The 21,725-nt window shown below is 69.0% G+C and carries 13 protein-coding genes; 2 read left to right on the top strand and 11 right to left on the bottom strand.

Going from position 1 to position 21,725, the window contains the following annotated elements; all coding sequences use genetic code 11:
* Positions 1–36 precede the first annotated feature (36 nt).
* The 5 genes from AB0P17_RS23200 to AB0P17_RS23180 form a co-directional block, all read right to left on the bottom strand.
* Entirely contained in the window at positions 37–5,646 is a 5,610-nt protein-coding gene (locus AB0P17_RS23200; RefSeq protein WP_365813780.1) for an amino acid adenylation domain-containing protein, read from the bottom strand.
* 288 nt (positions 5,647–5,934) lie between these two features.
* Complete coding sequence (locus tag AB0P17_RS23195; protein WP_365813779.1) at positions 5,935–8,505, bottom strand: ABC transporter permease; 2,571 nt, start codon at positions 8,503–8,505, stop codon at positions 5,935–5,937.
* A 32-nt stretch (positions 8,506–8,537) separates the two neighbouring features.
* Complete coding sequence (locus AB0P17_RS23190; protein ID WP_365813778.1) at positions 8,538–9,296, bottom strand: ABC transporter ATP-binding protein; 759 nt, start codon at positions 9,294–9,296, stop codon at positions 8,538–8,540.
* Positions 9,297–10,278: 982 nt separating this feature from the next.
* Positions 10,279–11,433, bottom strand: a complete 1,155-nt coding sequence (locus tag AB0P17_RS23185) for a tryptophan 2,3-dioxygenase family protein (RefSeq protein ID WP_365813777.1) — start codon at positions 11,431–11,433, stop codon at positions 10,279–10,281.
* Between the two features lie 58 nt (positions 11,434–11,491).
* Positions 11,492–12,430, bottom strand: a complete 939-nt coding sequence (locus AB0P17_RS23180; RefSeq protein WP_365813776.1) for a methyltransferase — start codon at positions 12,428–12,430, stop codon at positions 11,492–11,494.
* A gap of 720 nt (positions 12,431–13,150) precedes the next feature.
* On the opposite strand from AB0P17_RS23180, the gene AB0P17_RS23175 reads away from it, so the two are divergent.
* Together AB0P17_RS23175 and AB0P17_RS23170 are read left to right on the top strand one after the other, a co-directional pair.
* Entirely contained in the window at positions 13,151–14,047 is an 897-nt protein-coding gene (locus tag AB0P17_RS23175; protein WP_365813775.1) for a winged helix-turn-helix domain-containing protein, read from the top strand.
* Positions 14,048–14,192: 145 nt separating this feature from the next.
* The gene (locus tag AB0P17_RS23170; protein WP_365813774.1) at positions 14,193–14,408 is read left to right on the top strand and encodes an MbtH family protein; all 216 of its coding nucleotides are present in this window, start codon (positions 14,193–14,195) and stop codon (positions 14,406–14,408) included.
* 347 nt (positions 14,409–14,755) lie between these two features.
* Here AB0P17_RS23170 and AB0P17_RS23165 read toward each other — a convergent pair whose 3' ends face one another.
* The 6 genes from AB0P17_RS23165 to AB0P17_RS23140 all read right to left on the bottom strand — a co-directional run bounded on the left by AB0P17_RS23165 (position 14,756) and on the right by AB0P17_RS23140 (position 21,356).
* Positions 14,756–15,310 (bottom strand): flavin reductase family protein, encoded by a 555-nt coding sequence (locus AB0P17_RS23165; protein ID WP_365813792.1) that lies wholly within the window; start codon positions 15,308–15,310, stop codon positions 14,756–14,758.
* 2 nt (positions 15,311–15,312) lie between these two features.
* Positions 15,313–16,566: a cation:proton antiporter gene (locus AB0P17_RS23160; RefSeq protein WP_365813773.1), complete on the bottom strand. Its 1,254-nt coding sequence runs from the start codon at positions 16,564–16,566 to the stop codon at positions 15,313–15,315.
* Entirely contained in the window at positions 16,563–18,146 is a 1,584-nt protein-coding gene (locus tag AB0P17_RS23155) for a tryptophan halogenase family protein (RefSeq protein WP_365813772.1), read from the bottom strand. The genes AB0P17_RS23160 and AB0P17_RS23155 overlap by 4 nt, the downstream gene beginning before the upstream one ends.
* A 98-nt stretch (positions 18,147–18,244) precedes the next feature.
* Positions 18,245–18,910 (bottom strand): response regulator transcription factor, encoded by a 666-nt coding sequence (locus tag AB0P17_RS23150; protein ID WP_365813771.1) that lies wholly within the window; start codon positions 18,908–18,910, stop codon positions 18,245–18,247.
* Positions 18,886–20,124: a histidine kinase gene (locus tag AB0P17_RS23145; protein WP_365813770.1), complete on the bottom strand. Its 1,239-nt coding sequence runs from the start codon at positions 20,122–20,124 to the stop codon at positions 18,886–18,888. The genes AB0P17_RS23150 and AB0P17_RS23145 overlap by 25 nt, the downstream gene beginning before the upstream one ends.
* 272 nt (positions 20,125–20,396) lie before the next feature.
* Complete coding sequence (locus tag AB0P17_RS23140; RefSeq protein WP_365813769.1) at positions 20,397–21,356, bottom strand: TauD/TfdA family dioxygenase; 960 nt, start codon at positions 21,354–21,356, stop codon at positions 20,397–20,399.
* Positions 21,357–21,725 lie beyond the last annotated feature (369 nt).

The following is a 21,725-nucleotide window of genomic DNA, read 5'->3' as shown; positions in this document are numbered from 1 at the left end:
TGTTCTCTCCCCTTCAGAAGCGCGGGTCCGACGCGTTCAGGACTGAACTGCGGCCGTCTCCAGCACCCGGGCCAGGATTCGGTCGTGGATGGTGGTGGCCAGGGCGGCGATCGTCGGCTCCTCGAAGACGTCCCGGGGGGTGACGTCGACGCCGAACGCGGTACGCATCCTGGCGACGGTGCGGATGCTGTTGATCGAGTCGCCGCCGAGCGCGAAGAAGTTGTCCGCCACGCCGACCCGCTCGATGCCCAGCACGTCCGACCAGATCCGGGCCAGCGCCTCCTCGGTCGGGTCCCTCGGGGCGACGTACTCGGCACTCGCGCCGTCCTCGCGGGTCGGCGCGGGCAACGCCGATCTGTCGAGCTTGCCGTTGTGGTTGAGCGGCATGTGCTCCAGCAGGGCGATGACGGACGGGATCATGTAGTCGGGCAGCGAGGCGCCGAGGTGGCCGCGCAGCTCCTCCGAGGTCGGCGCCTGCGCCCCGGGCCCGACCACGACGTAGGCGGCGAGTCGCTTGTTGCCCTTGTCGTCCGGCCACACCGACACCGCGGCCTCGGCCACCCCGTCATGGCGCAGCAGTACGTTCTCGATCTCGCCGGGCTCCACCCGGAACCCGCGGATCTTGACCTGGTCGTCGGCGCGCCCGACGAAGTCCAGCATGCCGTCCGCACGCCATCGCACCACGTCGCCGGTCCGGTACAGCCGCTCTCCGGGTGGGCCGAACGGGTCGGCAACGAACCGTTCGGCCGTCCTGGCCCGGTTGTCGACGTAACCCCGCGCGATGCCCACACCGCCGACGTACAGCTCGCCGGGCACCCCGATCGGCACCGGGGACAGGCGGTCGTCGAGGACGTAGGCGCGGGTGTTGGCGAGCGGCTTGCCGAGCGGCACGCTGTGGTGGCCCGCGCCGGGCTCGACCTCCAGGAGGCTCACCGTCACGCCCGCCTCGGTCGGCCCGTAGTTGTTGATCACTCGGTGGTTACGTGCCCACGCCTCGGCCAGCTCCGGCACGACGACATCGCCGCCGACCCGGATGGTGTCCATCCCGGGCAGGGAATCCACGTCGAGCGACGACAGGACGCTGATCGGGATGGACGCCGTGGTGACCTCGCCCGCGAGCATGTGCTCGACCAGATAGGCGCCGTTGCGCGCGACGTCCGGGCGCGGCACGACCATCGTGCCGCCGGCGGCCCAGGTGGTGAAGAGGTCCTGTACGCCGGTGTCGAAGCTCATGGAGCACAGCTGGAACACCCGGCTGTCCGGCGTGAGCCCGTAGGGTCCGACCACCGCGGTCACGGTGTTGTAGAGCGAGCGGTGCTCGACCATCACCCCCTTGGGCCGACCGGTCGAGCCCGAGGTGTAGACGACGTAGGCGAGGTCGCGGGCGGTGCCTCCGGCCTCGGGGTCGGTGTCCGGGTACGTGGCGATGACCGGCCGGTTCCGGTCCAGGAACACCAGCTCCGCATCGGTCCGGGGGAACCGGCCGATGCCGCTCTCATGGGCCAGTACCACGGGCGGGCGGGTCTCGGCCAGTGTGACAGCGAGCCGATCCGCCGGATAGTCCGGATCCAGCGGCACGTACGCGCCGCCCGCCTTGAGGATGCCGAGGATGGCGACGAACAGGTCAAGGCTCCGCTCGATCGCGATGCCCACCAGCACGTCGCTGCCGACGCCCCGCTCGATGAGGTGGTGGGCCAGCTGGTTGGCCCGCGCGTTCAGTTGTGCGTAGGTCAGTCGCCGGTCGTCGAGTTCGACCGCGACCGCGTCCGGGCGGAGCCGCACCTGCTCGGTGAACAACTCGTGTATCCGGTGCTCGATGGAGTGGCCGGCGGCTGTGTCGGCCATCTCGCCCATGACGAGCTGGTACTCGGCGGGCGAGAGGGCGGGCAGTTCGCCGGCGGTCCGCCCGGGGTTGTCGGCGAACGCCTCCAGCAGCGTCCGCAGGTACTGCGCCATACGGCGCACGCTGTCCGCCTCGAACAGCTCCGGGTCGTACTGCAGCCGCAGGGTGAGCCGGTCGCCGGGGAGTACGACGACACCGAGCGCGGCGCCCGCGCCGACCTCGGTGTCGAAGTGGCCGAGTTCCAGGCCGTTCTCGGTGAACACCCGCTCGTCGAACGGATAGTTCTCGAAGACGATGATGCTGTCGAAGAGGTTGTCCCCGGTGGAGAGGCCGCTCCACGACTGCGCCTGCGTCAGCGACACAGCCTCGAAGTCCCGGGCGCGGGCCTGCTCCTCCTGGAGCCCGGCCAGCCAGGACACCAGGTCCTGATCGCTGTCCACCCGCGCGAGGACCGGCAGCGTGTTGACCAGCATGCCGATGACCGAGTCGATACCCGCGAGGTCGGGTGTCCGGCCGGACACCGTGCCACCGAAGCAGACGTCCTGGCCGCCGCTGTAGCGCGACAGCAGCAGGGCCCACGCGCCCTGCAGGAGCGTGCTCATGGTCAGCTTCGTCCGCTTGGCCACCTCGCCGAGCCGGGCGGACAGCTCGGCGGCGATCTCCACTTCCACCCGCTCGGTCGCGCGCGGCCGGTAGCCCGGCGCGGCCGGGCGGTCGTAGGGCAGCCGGGTCGGCACGGTGAAGTCGCCGAGCACGCCGCGCCAGTATGTCTCCACCGCGGCCCGGTCCTGCTCGCACTGCCACCGCACGTAGTCCCGGAACGGCACACGGGGCCGCGGTGCCGCCTCCTCGCCGTCGCGCAGCCGCGCGTAGTCGGCGGCCACCTCGGCGAGCAGTTCGGCGCCGCTCCACCCGTCCATCACGAGATGGTGAACGGACCACAGCACGCGGACGCTGGTGTCGGTGAGCCGGATGATCGCGACCCTGGCCGGTGGTGCGGCGGCGAGGTCCGTCCCCGCCGCCCGGTCCGCGGCGCACAGGGTCTGCCACCGCTCTCGCCGGTCGGACTCCGGCAGCTCGCGCCAGTCGTGCCGGCTCACGGGCAGGGTGGCCGCGGCGCGCACCACCTGCACCGGGTTGCTGACGTCCTCCCAGACAACGGCGGTGCGCAGAACGGGAATCCGTTCCGCCACCCGCTGCCAGGCCCGGCCGAGCAGCTCCGGTTCGTCGACATGGTCGAGCACCAGGTCGAACTGGATCAGGTGCAGACCGGTGTCCCCGGTCATCAGCGCGTCGAAGAGCATGCCGCTCTGCATCGGGGTCAGCGGGTAGACGTCCTCGACGGCCCCGCCCTCGGCGAGTCGCCGGGTCTCGGCGTCGGTGAGATGGACGAGCGGGCCCTGCGCCGGAGTGTCGGCGGGGCGGCCCTCCACGCGGGTGGCGACCTCGGCCAGCTCCTCGATGGTGGGGGTGACGAAGAAGTCCTTGGCGGTCAGCCGGATCCCGCGGGACCGTGCCCGGGAGACGACCTTGATGGCCAGGATGGAGTCGCCGCCGACGGCGAAGAAGTTCTCGGTCACGCCCACCCGCTCGATGTCGAACACCTCGGCCCACACCTGGGCCAGCAGTCGCTCGGTGTCCGTACGCGGCTCGACGTGATCCGCCGCGGACAGCGGGTCGGCCCGCGGCGCGGGCAGCGCGCGGCGGTCGACCTTGCCGCTGTTGGACAGGGGCAGTGCGTCCATGGGGACCAGCCAGGTCGGCACCTCGTAGCTCGGCAGCCGCGCGGACAGGGCGTCGCGCCATGCCTCGACGTCGGCCTCGTGGCCGTGTTCCGGCACCACGTAGCCGACCAGGTGCCGGGCGCCACGTATCTCCTGTACGACGACCGCGGCGTCGGCGACGCCGGTGAGCGCGGTGAGCGCGGTCTCGATCTCGCCGATCTCGATCCGGAAGCCGCGGATCTTGACCTGGTTGTCGGCCCGGCGCAGGTAGTCCATCGTCCCGTCGGCGCGCCACCGGACGATGTCGCCGGTGCGGTACAGCCGTTCGCCGGCCCGGAAGGGGTCGGACACGAACCGCTCGGCGGTCAGTGCCGCCCGGCCGAAGTAGCCGCGGGCCAGGCCGTCGCCCGCGATGTACAGCTCGCCCGGGGCGCCGACCGGCACCGGGCGCAGCCACGCGTCGAGCACATACAGCCGGGTGTTGTCGCTGGGCCGTCCGATCGGCACCACACCGGAGCGCACCTGCTCCGGGGAGAGTTGCTGGAGCAGTGCGTAGGTGGTGGCCTCGGTCGGTCCGTAGGCGTGGACGACCGCCGTGCCGGGGCAGTGCGTCATCACCCGCTCCAGCGCCTCCGCCGAGGGCGTCTCGCCGCCGGTGATCACCGTGGCCGCGCCGGTGAAACAGTCGGGCGCCTCCTCGGCGAACAGGCGCAGCAGTGCGGAGGTCAGGAATATCGCCGTCACCCCGTGCTCGGCGATCACCTCGCGTATGAGGGCGGGCGTCGGCTCCCGCAGCGCGACGGCCATCTCACCACCGGTCAGCAGCGGTACCCACAGCTCGTACGTCGACGCGTCGAAGGCATGCGGGGAGTGGAACAGGACGCACCGGTGCGCCGCGTCCCGCCAGCGGTGGTCCCACGCCAGGGCGACCACGTCAGCATGGGTGACCGCGACGCCCTTCGGGGTTCCGGTGGAGCCCGAAGTGAACATGATGTACGCCAGTTGCCGGGCGTCCGGGGTCCCCTCGGGGTCGTGGGCGGGCCGGCCCGCGGTCGTGGCCGCGTCGTCCACCACCAGCACCGGGACGTCGGTCGCGGCGGCCCTGGCTGCCATGGCCCGGTCCGTGAGCACCAGCACGGCGCCGACATCGGCCAGCACGAAGCGGACGCGGTCCGCGGGGTAGGCGGCGTGCAGCGGGACATAGACACCGCCGGCCTTCAGTACGGCCAGGATGGACACGACCGCGTGCACGGACCGGTCCAGCAGGAGAGCGACCCGTGACTCGGTGGTGACACCCTCGGCGAGGAGGCGGTGGGCGAGCCGGTTGGCCCGCTCGTTCAGCTCGGCGTAGGTGAGCCGCTCATCGCCGTACAGCACGGCCGTTCTGTCCGGGAGGAGCCGCACCTGCTCGGCGAAGAGGTCCGGCAGGCTGCGGTGGGCCGGGAACTCGTGCCAGGTGTCGTTCCAGTCGAGGAGCATGCGGCGCAGTTCGTCGCCGGGCACCAACCGCAGCTCGGACAGCGGCCGCCCCGGGCTGTCGACCACGTCCTCCACCAGGGTGTGGAACGCCTCGGCCATCCGCTCGACGGTCGCGGTGTCGAGCACGGCGGGGTCGTGGTCGACGCGTACCTCAAGGCCGGTGTCCACTTCGGCGAACCGCAGCACGATGTCGGCGACGGCGAACTCACCCGGCAGGGTCGTGGCGCCCATCGCGCCACGGGCCTCGCCGAGGAGGCTGTCGATGGGGAGCCCGCTGTCGACGGTCGCGTGCAGTGCGACCGGCGCGCCGTCGTCCTCGGTGGACCGCCCGCGGACCGTCGCGGTCACCTGGTCCTGACCCGCGTAGACCGCGGACAGCACCTGACCCACGGCGACCAGCGCCCCGAACAGCGTGCCGCCGGCCGATTCCGCGAGCTGCCGCAGGCCCGACGTGAGCGCGCTGTCGAGCGTGAACCGGTGCGTCGCCGTGGCCTCGGCGAGCGCCGCCGGCCGTGGACGGTCCACGGGAAAACGGGTCACTGCCTGGTCGACGGCCAGGTCCGATGCCTGTTCTGCCCCCGGAAACCCCTCGTGGGTCACGTGCGGCCTCCCTTTACGGTCCGGGCATCACTTCCACAGCGGAAGCGGTGCCGGCCGCCAAGTCTTCCCAACGGGGGCACGCCTCAGCTACGCACTTGACCGAAGGGCGAAACAGGGCGGTCAGCAGGCGATGTGACGCCGGGGGCCGCCGGCGCGCCGAGGAGCGCCGATCATGCCGGGACCAGCCCTGGCGCCCGGTCACGGGCCGGTTCGGGCAAGCCGATGGCGCCGCCGGAGGCCCGGCGGCGCCATCGCACGCTCCTCGGTGTCAGCGTCCCGCCGGGCGGCTCACTCGCGGCCGCCGATCGCGTCGACCGGAGCGGGCCGCAGGGCGTACTTGGTGGCCATCGTGATCGAGCCCCAGGAGAGCGCGACGGTGAGCGCCACGATCGCGATGAGGCCGAGCGGGGAAACGCTGGGAACGGGCGACTTCGTCAGCGAGACGCTCATGCCGACGAGCGGCGGGATCGTCGCCAGCAGACCGAACAGCAGCGCCGAGAAGACCACGACCCTCGCCTCACCGTTCATCATCGCGCGGACCTGATCCCGGCTGGCGCCGACGAGTCGCAGCATGGCGAACTCGCGAACCCGCGCCGCCGTCGCCATCACCAAGGTGTTCACCACGGCGATGGCGATGTAGCCGAGGAGCAGGGTCTGGAACAGGAGGTTGAGCGCCCAGTCGCCCGAGCTGCCGGACCCGGGCGCGTTCTGGAACGCCTCCCGGTCGCCCACCTCGACCGTGGGGTAGGGCTCGACGGCGTCACGCAGCGCGCCCCGGAGCGTCTTCGCATCGGTCCCGTCCTTGGACTTGATCAGCACTGCGGCGTTGACCTGCGATGTGGTGTGCTCGGTGACGAGGTCGTTGGGGAGGGTGACGTCCCCGAAGCCCAAGCCCCTCTCGTAGATCGCCACCACCCGTGGCTTGATCACCGTGCCGTCGCCGAGTCGCAGGTCGACCGTTTCGTCGCGGTGCGCCCGGACGGTCTCCGCGACGACCCGGCTCAGCGCCACCGTCCCGTCCTTCAGCTTCGCGATGTCGCCCTCGATCACGTCAAGTTCCATGGTCCGGGAGAGCCGTTCGGGCGTGACGCCCTGGGCGGCGAAGACCTTGGTCGCGGTGCTGTCCTCGGACGGAAAGGTCAGCAGCACCCGCATCCGCGCCACCGGTGTCACCACGTCGACCCCGGGCACGTCGCGTACGGCGTCCACGACCCGCGGGGACACCCCGGCGCCCGACGACGCGGTCAGCACGTGGTCGGCCCGCATACCCTCCTCGAACTGTTCCTGCGAGGCCGCGACCGTCGTGGAGGCGCCGAACACCTGCACGGCGGCCAACGTCACGCCCATGGCCAGCGGTGTGGTGGCTGCGCTGAGCCGCCGGACATTGGCCCGCACGTTGGCATGGGCGAGGAAACCGTGGGCCTTGGACCGCCAGTTCAGGCTTGAGCCGAACAGCGTGATGGCGCCTCTGAGCAGCAGGGGTCCGACACACCCGACCGCCACGACGAACAACAGGACCGCGGCGGCCGCGGTGTCGGCCACCGAGTCACCTGAGACCGCGACATTGCTCAAGGTCAACAGCAGGCCGAGCGGGATGAGCAGGAAACCGATGGTCAGCCGGATCCAGCTGAGCTTCTTGGGCTCGATGGCGGCGTCCCCGAGCGCCTCGACCGGGCTGGGCCTGGCCACCCCGCGCGCGACCAGCCAGCCGCCGAGCCGGGCGCTGACCACGCAGAGCACCAGCGTGGCGAGGAAGGGAAGCCATCCCACTTCCATCCGGAAGTCCGAGGGCATCGCGTCGGCGAGGATGAACACGCCGCGCATCACAAAGGCGAGCACGATGCCGGGGATCGCGCCGACCAGGGCACCCGCCAACGACACGAGGGTCATCTCGGCGCCGATCATCGAGTGGATCTGCCTGGGCGTCGCGCCGATGGCGCGCAGCAGAGCCAGTTCGCGCCTGCGCTGCCGCACCGACAGCGCGAGGGTGCTCGCCACCACGAACACCACGATCAGCACCATGGTGCCGCCGAACGACGCCGACGACTCGACCACCAGGCTGCGGGCATCGCCCACGTCCAGGAACTCCACATCGCCGCGTTCCGCGCCGGTGCGTGCCACCACATGCGGCACGGCGGCCGTGATCCGCTTGGCCAGCGCCTCCGGAGAGACGCCGGGTTCGGCGCGCACACCTATGGCGTCCACCCGGCCCGGACGGCCCGACAGTCCGGCCGCCCGGTCGTCGGTGAAGAACACCGCGGACTGACGGTCCAACCCGCCCTTCGGCGGCCCCACGATGCCCACCACGCGGTAGGCCGACGGGATCGAGCCGGCGACGATCCGTACCTTCGAGCCGACCGACAGGTCCGCGCGCCCGGCCAGGTCCCCGTCGAGTACGACCTCGTCGGACGCGGCGGGCGCACGGCCCTCGCGTACCGGGAACGGACCGAGCGAAGTGCCGGACCAGCCGTGCCCGAACACCGGGAAACCGTCCGGACCGCCCACCTCTTCGCCGTCCGCGGCCAACACACTGACGGCGACGTCGATGTCGCCTACGGCGGACTTGACACCCGGCACGGCGGCGACGGCGTCGACCTTGTCGGCGGGCAGCGTGACGCGCTCGCTGTAGCGGACCTCGGAGCTCTCGTCCAACCAGTACGACTGCTCACCGCCGATGACCACCGCCGCGCCCGAGTACCGCTCGGGCGTCACACCGGTGTTGAGCCCGGACATCAGCAGAATCCCGCAGGCGGTGATCACCGCCGAGCCCGCGGCGATCGCGACGAAGGAGCCGATGAACCCCCCTTTGCGCCCCTTGATCGTGCTCCATGCCAGCGACAGGTCCTTGCGACGCGGCACTACGAGGCGGACCAGTCGTCCAATGCGGCGGATCACCAGTCGCCCAGGTGCGTCATGCGCGACGCGACCTGCTCCGAGGTGGGTCGGTGCAACTCGCCCGCGAGCCTGCCGTCGGCCAGGAACACGACCGAGTCGGCGTACGAGGCGGCGACCGGATCGTGGGTGACCATCAGCACGGTCTGCCCCATGGTGTCCACGACGTGTCGCAGCAGCTCCAGAACCTGCTTGCTGGACCGGGAGTCCAGTGCTCCGGTCGGCTCGTCCGCGACCACCGCGTCGGGCCGGGTGATCAGTGCGCGGGCGACCGCGACGCGCTGCTGCTGCCCGCCGGAGAGCTCGCTCGGCCGCCGCTTGAGGTGCTCGCCGAGGCCGACCGCGGTCAGTATTTCGCGCAGGAACGCGCGGTCGGTCTTCCGGTCGGCGAGTCTCAGCGGCAGTGAGACGTTCTCCTCCACGGTCAGCGAGCCCAGCAGGTTGTAGGCCTGGAAGATGAAGCCGATCCGCTCCCGTCGCACCTCGGTGAGCTGGATCTCGTCGAGGTTCGACAGCTCGACGTCGCCCAGCCAGACCGAACCCGAGGTCGGCCGGTCCAAGCCGGCCGCGCAGTTGAGAAATGTACTCTTACCGGAACCGGAAGGTCCCATTACGGCGGTGAAGGTGCCGCGCCGCAGTTCAACGCTCACGGCATCCAGGGCCTGCACTTGGCTCTTTGTCGAACCATACACTTTGGACACCGAATCTAAGCGGATCGACCAGTCAATTGGCGTGGTGCTCGGAGTAGTCTGAAACATGCGGAGAGCCTACCGAGGCCGTGCTGTCATCTCGTCACCCTCCCCTATCAAGAGGGAGTCGAAACGCTCCGAACAGGCCATTGGCAATTCAGGGACACGAGGATCCGGGAGACAACCCGGAACAGCTCGCCCCGGTTCGGTTTCGAAATGTGAGCGACGGGAGGACCGGCCGGACTTTTCCCCTTCCGGCGACACGGAATCACGAGGCCGCTTCGAAACGCACACGGCAACGTTGCCCACGAGGGAGAGATCGCCTGCCCGCCGGCGCCCGGCACACCCTCATGGAGAGTTCGACGAACACTCCGGAGCCAGGCCGCACCGGCACCCGCACCCACACCGGCGAGGCCCTTCATCGACGCCGCCGGCGGCATGCCGGCGGTTTTCGCCCTCCTGTGCCGCACACAGCCGGAGGGCGGCCCGCACATCCCGGGGCGATCCGCGTCCGCGATCGCCACGCGATGAATCCTTACCCACGAAGCACAGCTCAGCGCCCTCTTTCACGGCCGGATCGCGATCCCCCGGGCATTCCCCCGCCTTCCGGAAAGAAACTGCTGCAGCGCATTTCCCACAGACGGTTCGCAGCGCCACCGAGGAAAGAGATCCGGGATTCGAATAGTTCTTCTCCCGCTATCGAGCGAGATGTCTTGAGTCTCTGTGACTCAAACCGGGATCCAGCGTTTTCCGACACGCTCTCGGAGCGCGAGCAGACCCGAAACCCCAGAGGAGGGAAATCATTGCTCACCCCCAGCAGATCGCGCAGGCCCCGCCCATCACTCTTCCCTCTTCCCGCCGACCGCGAGGCCGCGGCCCTTACCCCTCCACCCCACACCGCAGGACATTCTCGGCCGAAACAGGTCCGAGGAAATCACCACCTGCAATCGCGCCGCTCACAGCTCGCCCCAGGGCGACTTCCAGCCATCCTTCACACGTGATCACACACCGGATCACAAACCAACCGTAAGGAGCGAAGCGGACGGATCCATCAGCGGAACGCGAACCCCAGCAGATCGAGCCCGGGGGCGGTGGTGATGGGCTCAGGGGTCAGGTTGTCCTTGTGGACGAACCGCTTCAGGTAACCGGCGCCTTCGGTTCCGCCGGATCCCTTGACCCCGGGCAGGTAGCGACGACCGAATCCGTAGTGTCTGCCGCGCCAGGTCAGCAGCGTGCGTTCCACCTCGGCGAGGGCCTCGGCCAGCTCCGAATCCCCCGACCCGAGCACCGTGTCGCGCAACGGACGCACCGAGCGCAGCGGGGGCATGGTCAGTTCGTGCAGGTGATCGAACTTCGAGTACGCCTCGATCTTGCGCGCGTCATAGCCGTACATCGCCAGTTCCATCATGTGGTAGTTCAGCGACTGGACGGCGCTGGCCTCACCGGTGGCGTCACGGAACGTGAGGAACAGGTCGGGAGTGAGCGTCTGCAGCATGTGGAATATGTGATTGGGCAATTCCACGTAGCGGACCAGCTGGGCCATCAGCGCACGCGCCTGGCCGTCGCCGCGGACGATCGACGTCCGCGTCCTCACGGTGAAGTAGCGGATCAAGTAGAAGGCCAGCTCGCACGCCTGCACCGAGCGCAGGAAGACGTTCTCGTGATGGTCGCCCGAGGTGAGGAAACCGGAGCAGCGCGTCAGCACGAGCGCCTGCCGGCGCGCCAGCCCGTTGTCACGCGCCCGGTCGATCACCTCGGCTGCCGTCGTGTCGCCGCCGGTCTCCACACGCAGCTGCCCGATCTGTTCACGCAGCACCGCCAGCCTGCGTAACCGCTCCTCGGTGTGGTCGGCCGCCGTCAGCCCGGGAGCCGCACGCCGCTCGACCGTGTCCAGGTCGGCCAACGTCGCCTCCAGGGCCAGCACGGCGCCGGCCACGGGCTCGGTCGGATGCAGGTCGAGGAACCACGAGTAGACGTGCAGGTTGGAGTAGCGGTAGTACTCGGGTATGGGCTCCCGGCTGAACGGCCGGGTCAGCAGCCGCATCACCTCGCTCCCGGCTCTGTGGTCCGCGTACGTCTCTTCGTAGAGCCTGGCCAGAAGGTCGCGCTCATCCGCGGTCAGCGCCTGCCGGCCCGCCCTCTGCTGAAGCTGTGTGACCTCTTCGCACCGTCCGGGTAGTCGCAAGGACGCCAGTGCGGTTTTCATCTGTCCTCCAGGGCTGCGTTCAGGGCCACGGGGCGTCACCGGCCCGTGGCAGGACGTTTCATCTCTTGAGACCGATGACCAACTGCTTGTCCTGCGAGGTCCGATGCACCTCGCAGTCGACGAACCCGGCGCTCTCCAACAGACCGATGTACTCCGCCGCGGTCCTGTGCCGGCCCTTCGCCTCGACGTGCATCGACAGATTCATCACCGCGGTGGGCAGCGGCCCGCGGCGGTCGTTGTCGAACAGGCGGTCCATGATCAGGACTCGGCCGCCGTCGGCGCATGCGCGATACGCCTTGCGCAACAGCTCCAGGCCGATCTCGTCGGTCCAGCCGGAGAGGATGTAGCCGAAGGCGACACATTCGGTCGGCGGGAACTCGTCCCGGTGGAAGTCGCCGGCGACGAAGTCCAGCCTGCCCCTCAGGCCGTACCGCTCGACGGTGTCAGCCACGTAAGGACCGACCTCGGGCAGCTCGAACACCGTGGCACGCAGGCCGGGGGTCGCCTCCAGCGCGGCCACGCAGAACGGTCCGCTCGCACCGCCGATGTCCACCATGTGCCGGACCCCGGTCAGCCCGGCCATGGGCACCAGTTCGCGGGAGACGTCATAGGTGAGCTGCCACATGGCCGCCAGGAACTCCTCGGTGAGCTTCGGAGTCCCGTACATGACGTCGAACGGGTCGGGCAGGGCGGCGTCCACGGCCGACTTCCCGGCTTTCAGGTAGCCGTCCAGCTGCGGCAGCCGACCGAGCGTGCTGTTCATCACGTGGCTGAGGAAGCCGCCGACCGAGCGTGAACTCTTGGGGTCGAGGAAGGGCACCATCTCCGCGGAGAGGCGGTACGCACCCTGCTCGCTCTGCTCGATGACACCGAAGGAGTCGAGGAGGACCAGGAGCCGGTCGAGGGTCTCCTCGTCGAGCCCGAGCTCACTGGCGATCTTGCCGGTGGGAGCCTCGCATCGGGCGAGGAAACCGAAGACACCGTGCTTGTCCGCCAAATGAACCGCGGTTGTCGCATATACGCCATATACCGCTTTTTCCAACGCACTGGGCAGCATGACTCACTCTCCACATCGTTTCCGGGCGGCGATCACGCAGTCGCGACTCAAGCCGGTCCGCACCCCTGTCCGAGTCGCAAGAGAGAGCGACGCGAAGACGGCGGAAGCACGCGACCGCGACGGGGAGGTACGACCTCCTTGACTTCCGCGAGTGAAAGCTACGTGTGGGCCGTGAGCCCCTCAAGGAAGTTGCTTTGTGGTTCAAGGGCCGACGCGGAGCCCTCGCGGACGGCATCGACGCGAGTTCCCCTGCATGAAACATCCGCTCCGCGGAAGGAGTTTTACTCCTGAGGAAAACAAGCAAGACTGTGAGGGCCCACCCCGGGCCACCGGCCGGCCGACGCAAACCGAGTACTGTATGAATTTACAGAAAATGTCTAATCTTACACTTCTCGGCGATCACTTTTCAACACAGGGGATCGTGACATTTGTCACTCAGTTCGAACTGGTTTGCCCGCCTTAGTCTTGCTGATCAGTGAAGGTCAACTGACAGCTCGGTGAGGGTCTACTCGGACCAGCTTGAGACATGATCACGATGTGTGATAAACGCAGGCGATCCCCATGTAATTCGGCAGTCGGGCACGTGCCGTAGCCCGACGGATCGCGGCGGCGTGCCGAGGTGCCATTCACGAGCATTGACACGTGCGGGGGCATGGGGACTTGAGAATTCACTTCACGGTTGACGATGTCGCGCAATTAAGCATGATCTCCTCGTTAGGACCTGTCGTCGAAAGTGCATTTGCGCTGAAGCAGCTGGGCCGGCAAGGCAGTCCCGCCTTCCGCAGCTGGCGCAAAGGAGTCCGGGAACAGCTCGGCACCCGCATCGCCGCGATCGACCGGATCGCCGAGCGATGCAGCCTCGAAGAGTTGCTGCCGCTGCTCAAGCTGCACTCGGGCGGAAATTCCACCACGGGGGTCGGCGAACGGGCCCGTCAGCAGGTGCGAGCGGCATTGTTCGAGTTCTGCCAGGTCGCCGTGTTGCCGCACTGGCGGGAAATGCACGGTCACATGGAATCGGTGCGGGACGCCTGCGGCCGGATCGGCATCGCCAACGGTATGCACGCCCTGCTGGACAACCTCCATCCGAAGCTGAACTGGAAACCCCCGGTCCTGGAGATGGCGGGGGAACCGGACCGCGATGTGTACCTCAACGGGCGTGGGATCGTGCTGTGCCCGTCGCTGTTCATGGCCGACAAGGCCTGCATGATTCTGGAAGACGTCCTGGAGATCGGGGTACCTGTCCTGGTCTTCTCCGTGCCGGTGGACAGCGTGGTCGAGACCGAGTTCTGGGGTCACAACAGGGGCGGCGAGCAGGCGTTGGGGGCCCTGGTCGGGCACACGCGCGCCGCGGCGCTCCAAATGCTCTCGGAGAGTTGCACGACGGGTGAGCTCTCACAACGGCTGAACATCTCGCTGGCCGGCGCCAGCAAACACGCCACGGTGCTGCGTAAGGCGGGACTGGTCACCACGGCCCGCAAGCGCAACACGGCGCTCCACTCCCTGACACCGCTCGGTGTGGCGCTGCTGCGGCAGCGGCATGCGTCCCGGGTGTCGTGAGCCCGGCGAAAGCCTGAGAACTCAGGTCGATCCGCCGTTCCGCAACGGGCTCCAGGGCCCGCTTTCACACCCCGCCCGCGCCTCGCCATCACGCACGCAGAGGTGAAGGCGGGCCCGACCACAACCTACGGAGGGGAAGCACGCCATGAGCACCAACCCGTTCGAGAACCCGGACGGCACCTACCTCGTGCTCGTCAACGACGAGGACCAGCACTCCCTTTGGCCGTCCTTCGCCGAGGTGCCCGCGGGCTGGACGGTCGTCCTGCCCGAGACCGACCGGCAGTCGGCGCTCGACTACGTCGAGACACACTGGACCGACATGCGGCCCAGGAGCCTCGCGGCGGTGACGGCCCCGCGCTGAGCGGGCCGCCGCGCTCACGCCCGGCCCAACCGCGTCACAGCGGCGGTCGTTCGAGAGCCTTCCTCCCCGGCAGAGGCTGGGGAGGAAGGCTCTCTCCATTACCCGGTGTCACCCGGTATAGCTAGCGATACCGGCCTTTTACAACCAGGACTACAGCGCGGCCGGAGATACGGTGCTTCACTTGAGGCACGGCACAGCCCACAAGAATCTCCGGTGGTCGGGTTGTCCCCCGTACCGATCGACCGGTCGCGTGTTCCCCAACGGCACGGGGCACACGCAAAAGGCGGTCCGCGCGGAGTCACAGACCTTCAGTGACCCGCACGGACCGCCCCTCCCGCAGAACCGATTCAGCGAACGGACCAGGACGAGTACTCCCTCAGGCCGTACAACAGCGGCGACCGGTTGTCCGCCACATCGGCGGCCGGGTGTTCCACGCGGAACACCTCGCCGAACACCACCGTGTGATCGCCGATGCGGACCGTCCGGCTGATCCGGCAGTCGGCGATGGCGTGGGCGTCGTCGGACAGGTGCGGACCGGCCGCCTCCGAGTCGACCGACCAGCGCACCAGGTCGAACCGATGAGGGGTTCCGGAGGCGAACAGGTCCGCCGTCGACCTGGCACGGGCGTGCAGCAGGTTCACCGCGAAGGTGGAGCGACGCACCATCGCCGCCAGGGTGGGACTCCCCTCGCGGAGGCACACGAGCAACGTCGGCGGCTCCACCGCGACGCTGCACACCGACGAGCACGTCATGCCCCACGGCTGCCCGTCGAGGTCCGACGTGGTCACGATGGACACACCGCTGGGGAACGTCGACATCAGAGAACGGAACTGCGTGGGAGCGACCGCCGTCATCGTGGTGGAACGCCCCATGGCCCCACCCTCCAGCCCGGAATCCGCCATGGTCACCTGCTGCCTTCCTCTACCAGGGCCGCCACTTTCCAGCGGCGCGCCGCACGTCGTTCGAGCAGGCCGTAGCACGGTCCGGTCATCGCCGTGGTCACCAGCGCCATCACGACCAGCGCGAGAAACACCGGCGCGGTCAGGACCCCCGCGCTGTAACCCGCCTGAAGTACCACCAGTTCGGTCAGGCCCCGCGTATTGACCAGCACCCCGACACGCACCGCGTCCGACGCCGGCGCACCGCCGAGCCTGGCCCCCAGATACCCGCCGCCCACCTTGCCGACGATGCCCAGCGCGGTGGCGAGCACAATGGCGAACCACGGCGTCGCGCCGAACTGCCCGCCGAACACGGTGATCCCGGTGACCACGAAGAAGACCGGCACCAGCAGGCGTCCGGCCCGCGTCACCCGGTGCACCACTGCGTGCCACCCGTCAGCGGGGATGGCGAGCCCGACCAGCAGGGCGCCGAAGATCTCGGTCACCCCCTGTTCCTGGAACGCCCAGGAACTCACCAGTCCGGCCGACCCGATCAGGACGGCCGTGACCCGGCTGAAGCGGGCCCGGAACGCCGTCACGGCACCCGTACGCAGCAGCCGCCCGAGGCAGAGCATGACCAGCAGCCCGGCGGCGACCACCGTGGCGAGCCGCGGCAGACCCCCCGACCCGCCCGCGGCCAGTCCGAGCGCGAGCGCGAGCAGCAGCCAGGCGACGACATCGATGATCACGGCCACGGTCATCGAGAGTTTGCCGACCGGGGTGTCGAACAGCTCCCGCTCTTCGAGGATGCGCGCGAGCACCGGCACGGCGGTCACCGACAACGAGACCGCGAGCAGAAGCACCAGCGCCGCGGTGGGAGCGGTGCCGCGCAGCTCGGGATCGGCCAGCACCGCCAAGGCGAACGCGCAGCCCGCCAGGAGCGGGACGACCAAGGCGCCCGCGGTGGTCCAGCCGATCAGTTGGCCGCCGGCCGGTGCACTCGTGCGGCGGAGCTCGTGCGCGACCCCGACCAGGAACAGCACCAGCCCGACGTGCCCGATGCTGCGCAGCGAGCCGATCGTCTCCTCGGGCAACAGCCTCTGCCCACCTCCGAAGGAGAGCAGAATCGGACCGATCGCGAGTCCGAAGGCGATCTCCGTGACAACGGTGGGCTGCCGCACCAGGCGGCCCACCGCGCGGCCGACGAACGCGACCAGGAGCACGGCCGGCAGCGCGAGCACCACAGGGCCGGTCCTGGCCACGAACTCGGCGGCGTTCATCGCGCCGAGCCCGCCTTCCGCTGCGCCGCCGGAAGGCCGTGCAGGTGGGCGAAGTACTCGTACTGGCTGGGCAGTTTCCCGACCAGTGCGGCCGCCTGGGCGGCCACCAGCTGGAACTCCCGGTCCGCCGCGGTGCCGTCGAGCTTGCCCAGTACGGGCAGCGGCTGCACCGGCAGCCCGCCCAGACCGAGGATGATCGCGCGGTAGGAGTACGACTCGAAGCCGTGGTAGTGCGGGTAGATCGAGTCCTGGTCGGGCAGCTTGGCCTTCCACTGCTCCAAGCGTTCGGCCAGGCCGTCGGGGATCTCCCGGGTCTTGGTGTCCTTCCAGTACTGGTTGTCGGCGCGGCCCGAGGCGTACCAGTGCAGCACCATGAACTCCCGCAGCCCGTCCATCACGTGCGCGGCCTGCCGGTTGTAGGCCGTGCGGAGCTGGTCGTCGGTCGTCTCGTGGCCGACAGGGAAGTTCTTGACCAGCTGCTCGATGCCGTTCTGGATGATGAAGATGCCGGTGGACTCCAGCGGCTCGACGAACCCGTTGGACAGGCCGATCGCCACGCAGTTCTTCACCCAGGCGCGCTCGCTGCGGCCGATGCGCATGCGGATGTGGTTGGCGGCGGCGTTCTCCGCCGCCGGGCCGACGAACTCACGCAGGGTGCGCTCGGCCTCGTCCGGGGTGGCGTACTCACTGGCGTACACGTAGCCGGTGCCGAGCCGCTCGAACAGCGGGATCGTCCAGACCCAGCCCGCGTCCTTCGCGGTCGCGGTGGTGGCCGGGCGGATGCCGTGCTCGGCCATGTCCACCGGCACGCGCAGCGCCACCGCGCTGTCGTTGGGCAGGTGTTTCTGGAACGAGATGAACGGCTCGTCGAGCGCCTTGTTCACCAGCAGGCCGCGGAAGCCCGTGCAGTCGACGAAGAGGTCACCGTGGATGTCACCCTGCTCGCGGGTGCGGACGTGGTCGATCGCGCCCCGGTCGTCCAGCACGACGTCCACCACGTCGTCGAGGACGTGCCGTACCCCGCGCTCCACGCCGAAGCGGGTCAGGAACTTCGACAGCAGCGTGGCATCGAAGTGGTAGGCGTAGGGGAACTGGGTGTTCTGCTCGCTCAGTGTGGTGCGGTAGTCCTCGCCACGCTCGAAGGTGCTGTCGAAGAGCGCGTTGTCCAGGTAGCGCGGCGAGCTCTGCGCGTCGCACATCGAGGCGATGAGGAAGGAGTCCGTGTCGAACCGCTCGGTCGGCTTCTTCTGCACCCACCAGTCGGTGAGCGGAAAGCCGTCCACGACGCGGTTGCGCTCGAAGGGGTGGTAGAAGGTGTGGCCCGGCTCCCGCCAGTCCTCGAACCGGACGGCCAGTTTGTAGGTGGCATGGCACTCCGGCATCCATTCATGCTCTTCCACGCCCAGGTAGTTGAAGAAGTGCCGGATGGTGCTGAAGGTGGCCTCGCCCACGCCGATCGCGGGCACGTTCTTCGATTCGACCAGGGTGACCGATATCCGGTCGCCGAATGCCGCTCTGAGATAGGAAGCCGTCATCCAGCCCGCTGTACCGCCACCGACAATCACCACACTGCTGGCCATGTAGGCCCCCTTGTCCATTGCTGACGAACGTCTCCGGTCGAGCCTCTCGGAACCGTCGACGCGCAGCCATGTCTTTGACCTACGGGGAAACCGGGCAGTCAGGAGCGCAGGTACGTCAGGACGGCCAGGACGCGACGGTGGCCGTCACCCTCGGACAGGCCGAGTTTCAGGAAGATGCCGCCGATGTTCTTGGCGACCGTGGGCTGGCTGACGTTCAACGCCGCCGCGATGTCGGCGTTCGTCTTCCCTTCGGCCATCAGGGCCAGCACGTCCCGCTCCCGCGAGGTGAGCCGGCTCAGCGGCTCGCTCATCCGCCGGTGCCGCAGCAACTGCCGGACGACCTCCGGATCGAGGACCGTGCCGCCCGTGGCGACGCATTCGATCGCCGACATGAACTCGGCCACCCCGCCGATACGGTCCTTGAGCAGGTAGCCGAGGCCGCCCTCGGAGTGCTCGCCGGACTCCAGCAGTTCGTACGCGTAGGCCGTCGCCGAGTACTGGGTGAGCACCAGGACGGCGAGATCCCGGTAGCGGTCGCGCAGTTCCATCGCCGCACGCAAGCCGTCGTCGTTGAAGTCCGGCGGCATCCGCACATCGGTCACCACGATGTCGGGCCGGTGCGTCTCCACCGCCTCGGCCAGGTCACGGCTGTCGCCGACCGCGGCCACGACCTCGTGATCGAACCTCTCCAGCAGTTCGACGAGTCCTTCTCGCAACAGGGCGGCGTCCTCGGCGAGCACTATGCGGAATCGGGCGTTCGCCACGGAAGCTCCACGACTAGTTCGGTTGGCCCGCCGGGCGGGCTGAACAGCTTGATCCCACCGCCCACCACGGCGACGCGATCGGCAAGGCCCTGCAGCCCGTGTCCGCCCTTCGGCAGGGCGCCGCCCACGCCGTCGTCGCCGACGCGCAGCACCAGGTGGTTGCCCTCCCGGCGGCCGGTCACCTGCGCGACGCGGGCGCGGCTGTGCTTCACCACATTGGTGAGCGCCTCCTGCACCGCGAAGTACGCCACCGTTTCCACGGCGGACACGAGGCGCTGCGGAAGGATGATGTCCACGTGTACCGGTACCGGGCTCCGGTCGGCAACCTCTGTCACCGCCACCGCGATACCGCGGTCCGTCAGCAGCTGGGGGTGTATGCCGCGGATCAGCTCCCGTAATTCGGCCAGGACGCCTTCCGCCTCTTTACGGGCCTTGCCCACCAGCCGCGCGCGGTCCGACTGCTCCTCCTGGAGCCCGTGTTCGAGGAGGCCCAGCGTCATGATCAGCCCGACCACCCGCTGCTGCGCGCCGTCGTGCAGGTCGCGCTCGATCCGCTTGCGCTCGGCCTCGAACGCGTCCGTAAGGCGGATGCGCGACCGGGTCAGCTCCTGGACGCGGGCGGCGCTCTCGGACTCCCGCGGCGCCAGCAGCAGGCGCACGAACGACATCCGGACCGCGGCCAGCGCGGTGACCATGTAGGCCGCCGGCGGAAGCAGAGCGAGGCCGAGAAGCACCAGCAGCACCCGGTCGAGCGAGGTGGCGACTTCCCAGTAGCCGAAGACGATCAGTGGGCCGAGATCGACAAGGGGCTCCAGGAACGGGGCGGCGATGAGGATGACCACGCTCCCCACCAGCAGGACACCGCCGAAGTCGATCAGGGGCAGCACGGCCGTCAGGGCGATCGTGTAGCTGAACTCACGCCACGTCGCCGCCTCGCCGATGCGCAGCCGCAGCCACGCCTTGAGGCCGGGCTCGTCCAAGGCCATGTGCGGATTGCCGATGGGATCGCCGTCCACTATCCGCAGGCGCAGGCGTTCCGCCGCACCGATCGGCATGCCGAGCACGGCGGACAGGAGGACCCACACCACCAGTTGGGCGTAGCCGGGCAGCTTCTCGGTGAACAGCATCCCGTTCATCGCCGCGCCCATGATCAGGAACACGACGAGTGCGCCGGAGGACAGATAGCCGAGCGCCCGCCACGGCCAGCTGGACATCAGCAACCGACGGGGACCGAGAGCCAGAGCCTGCCGGCAGCTCAACGGGGCCGCGTCCCGCGGGCGTGCGTTCAGGGACGCCCGCCGGCCGACACTCGGATTCGAGGTCAGCAAAGCGCGGCGTCGATGCAGGGATCCACGGGCCACAGACAACACCGGCGGGCGTGACCCCGCAAGGCTGGTGCCGTCAACTTTCCTTACGATTCAATATGGTTGACCTCTCAGAAAACGCCTGAGAGGTCACCTTCTCCCGCCCGAACCGCCGGCAGTGGTCACACGACGATGCGCGACCGGGACTCGGTCGCCATGAACACCCGGCGGAGGTCCCGGATCAGGTTGACCCGCTTCAGCCACCGGTCCGTTCCGTCGTACCTCGGCCGGAACGGATCCCGGCCGTGCACGACGCGGTAGTTGTCGAGGAAGATCGCGTCGCCAGGCTCCAGGACCACCTTCTCCCGCGCGGCACATGCGTACTTGTACAGCTCGGCGATGGCCTCCGTCGCGGCGTGGTCGTCCTCGTCCGCGGCGCAGGTGTCGTCGAAGTCGACGCGCAGGTAACGCGCCTCGGGCGGGCCGAACAGGATTGCGTCCACCTCCGCCGCCCCGCTGGAATGCCCGTGCGGCCCGACGTGTGACTGGTCGGGGCGGTGATGGAACCGCTTTTCCGACAGAATCCCGGACAGCCGCTCCGGCAGGTCGAGCCGATCGGCACGCACGACGGTGGTGCCGATCCGGTCCGGGTTGCGCAGGCAGTAGAGCGCTACATAGTCACAGCGGCACTGGTGGAAGGCATCCTCGGTATGCAGCGACAGTGGGACCGTGCTGCTGCCGCTGGTCTCCGAGCGCTCCTTGCCGGGCGCCGGGCACACATCGTGCATGAGGCGACCGTTCTGCTGGTTGCCCCAGGCGAACGGCTCGCCGAGGGCGGCGCCGCACAGCATGAGCACGATCTCCTCCCGATGGCCGGCGTTGTTCTTCTGTGCCATGTCCCAGCCGGTCGGGGTCGGTTCGAGTCCGTCACTCAGGGGCAGCCCCGACAGCACCGCCAGGTCGGTCTCATCGGTCTGGATCCGCCGGAAGAACTGGCGGACCCGGATGGGCAGCGACTCCGCCACCGCTTTGGCATGCGTGACGAAATGGCCCGGATCCCACTGGTCGTACTCCCCGAGCACGTCGTCGACCAGCCATTCGATCTGCCTGACCTCGTCGGGTTCGATGACAAGTCTTTTCACTCGAACCATCCCTTCCGTTCCGCCGGTCGACGGAATTATCGATATCGGATGCGCCAGGGCACAGGAGGATTCACATCCATGTCTGATGAATTCGGCCTGTCGATCCTTTCGAAATCGCCGGCGCACAGCCATGTCTTTGACCGACGGGTGAAACTGGGCGGTCAGGCAGCAGGTCGGAGGACACGCGCCCAGGGCCCGGTGCACCTCCACGGACCCGCGGACCACCGAAAGGGTCGGTGCGGCGCCCCGTGAGCCGGCCCACAGCCATGGACACGCCCCGGACCCCAGACTGGCCGCCGCCTGGTCGCCGCCTGGCCGCCGTCCGGTCGCGCGGCGCGGACAGCGGGACGCGCGCTCGGCACCCCGCCG

The sequence above is a fragment of the Streptomyces sp. NPDC088124 genome, assembly GCF_040685895.1.
Classification (GTDB): Bacteria; Actinomycetota; Actinomycetes; order Streptomycetales; family Streptomycetaceae; genus Streptomyces.
This window is presented reverse-complemented; position numbering and strand designations above follow the sequence as displayed.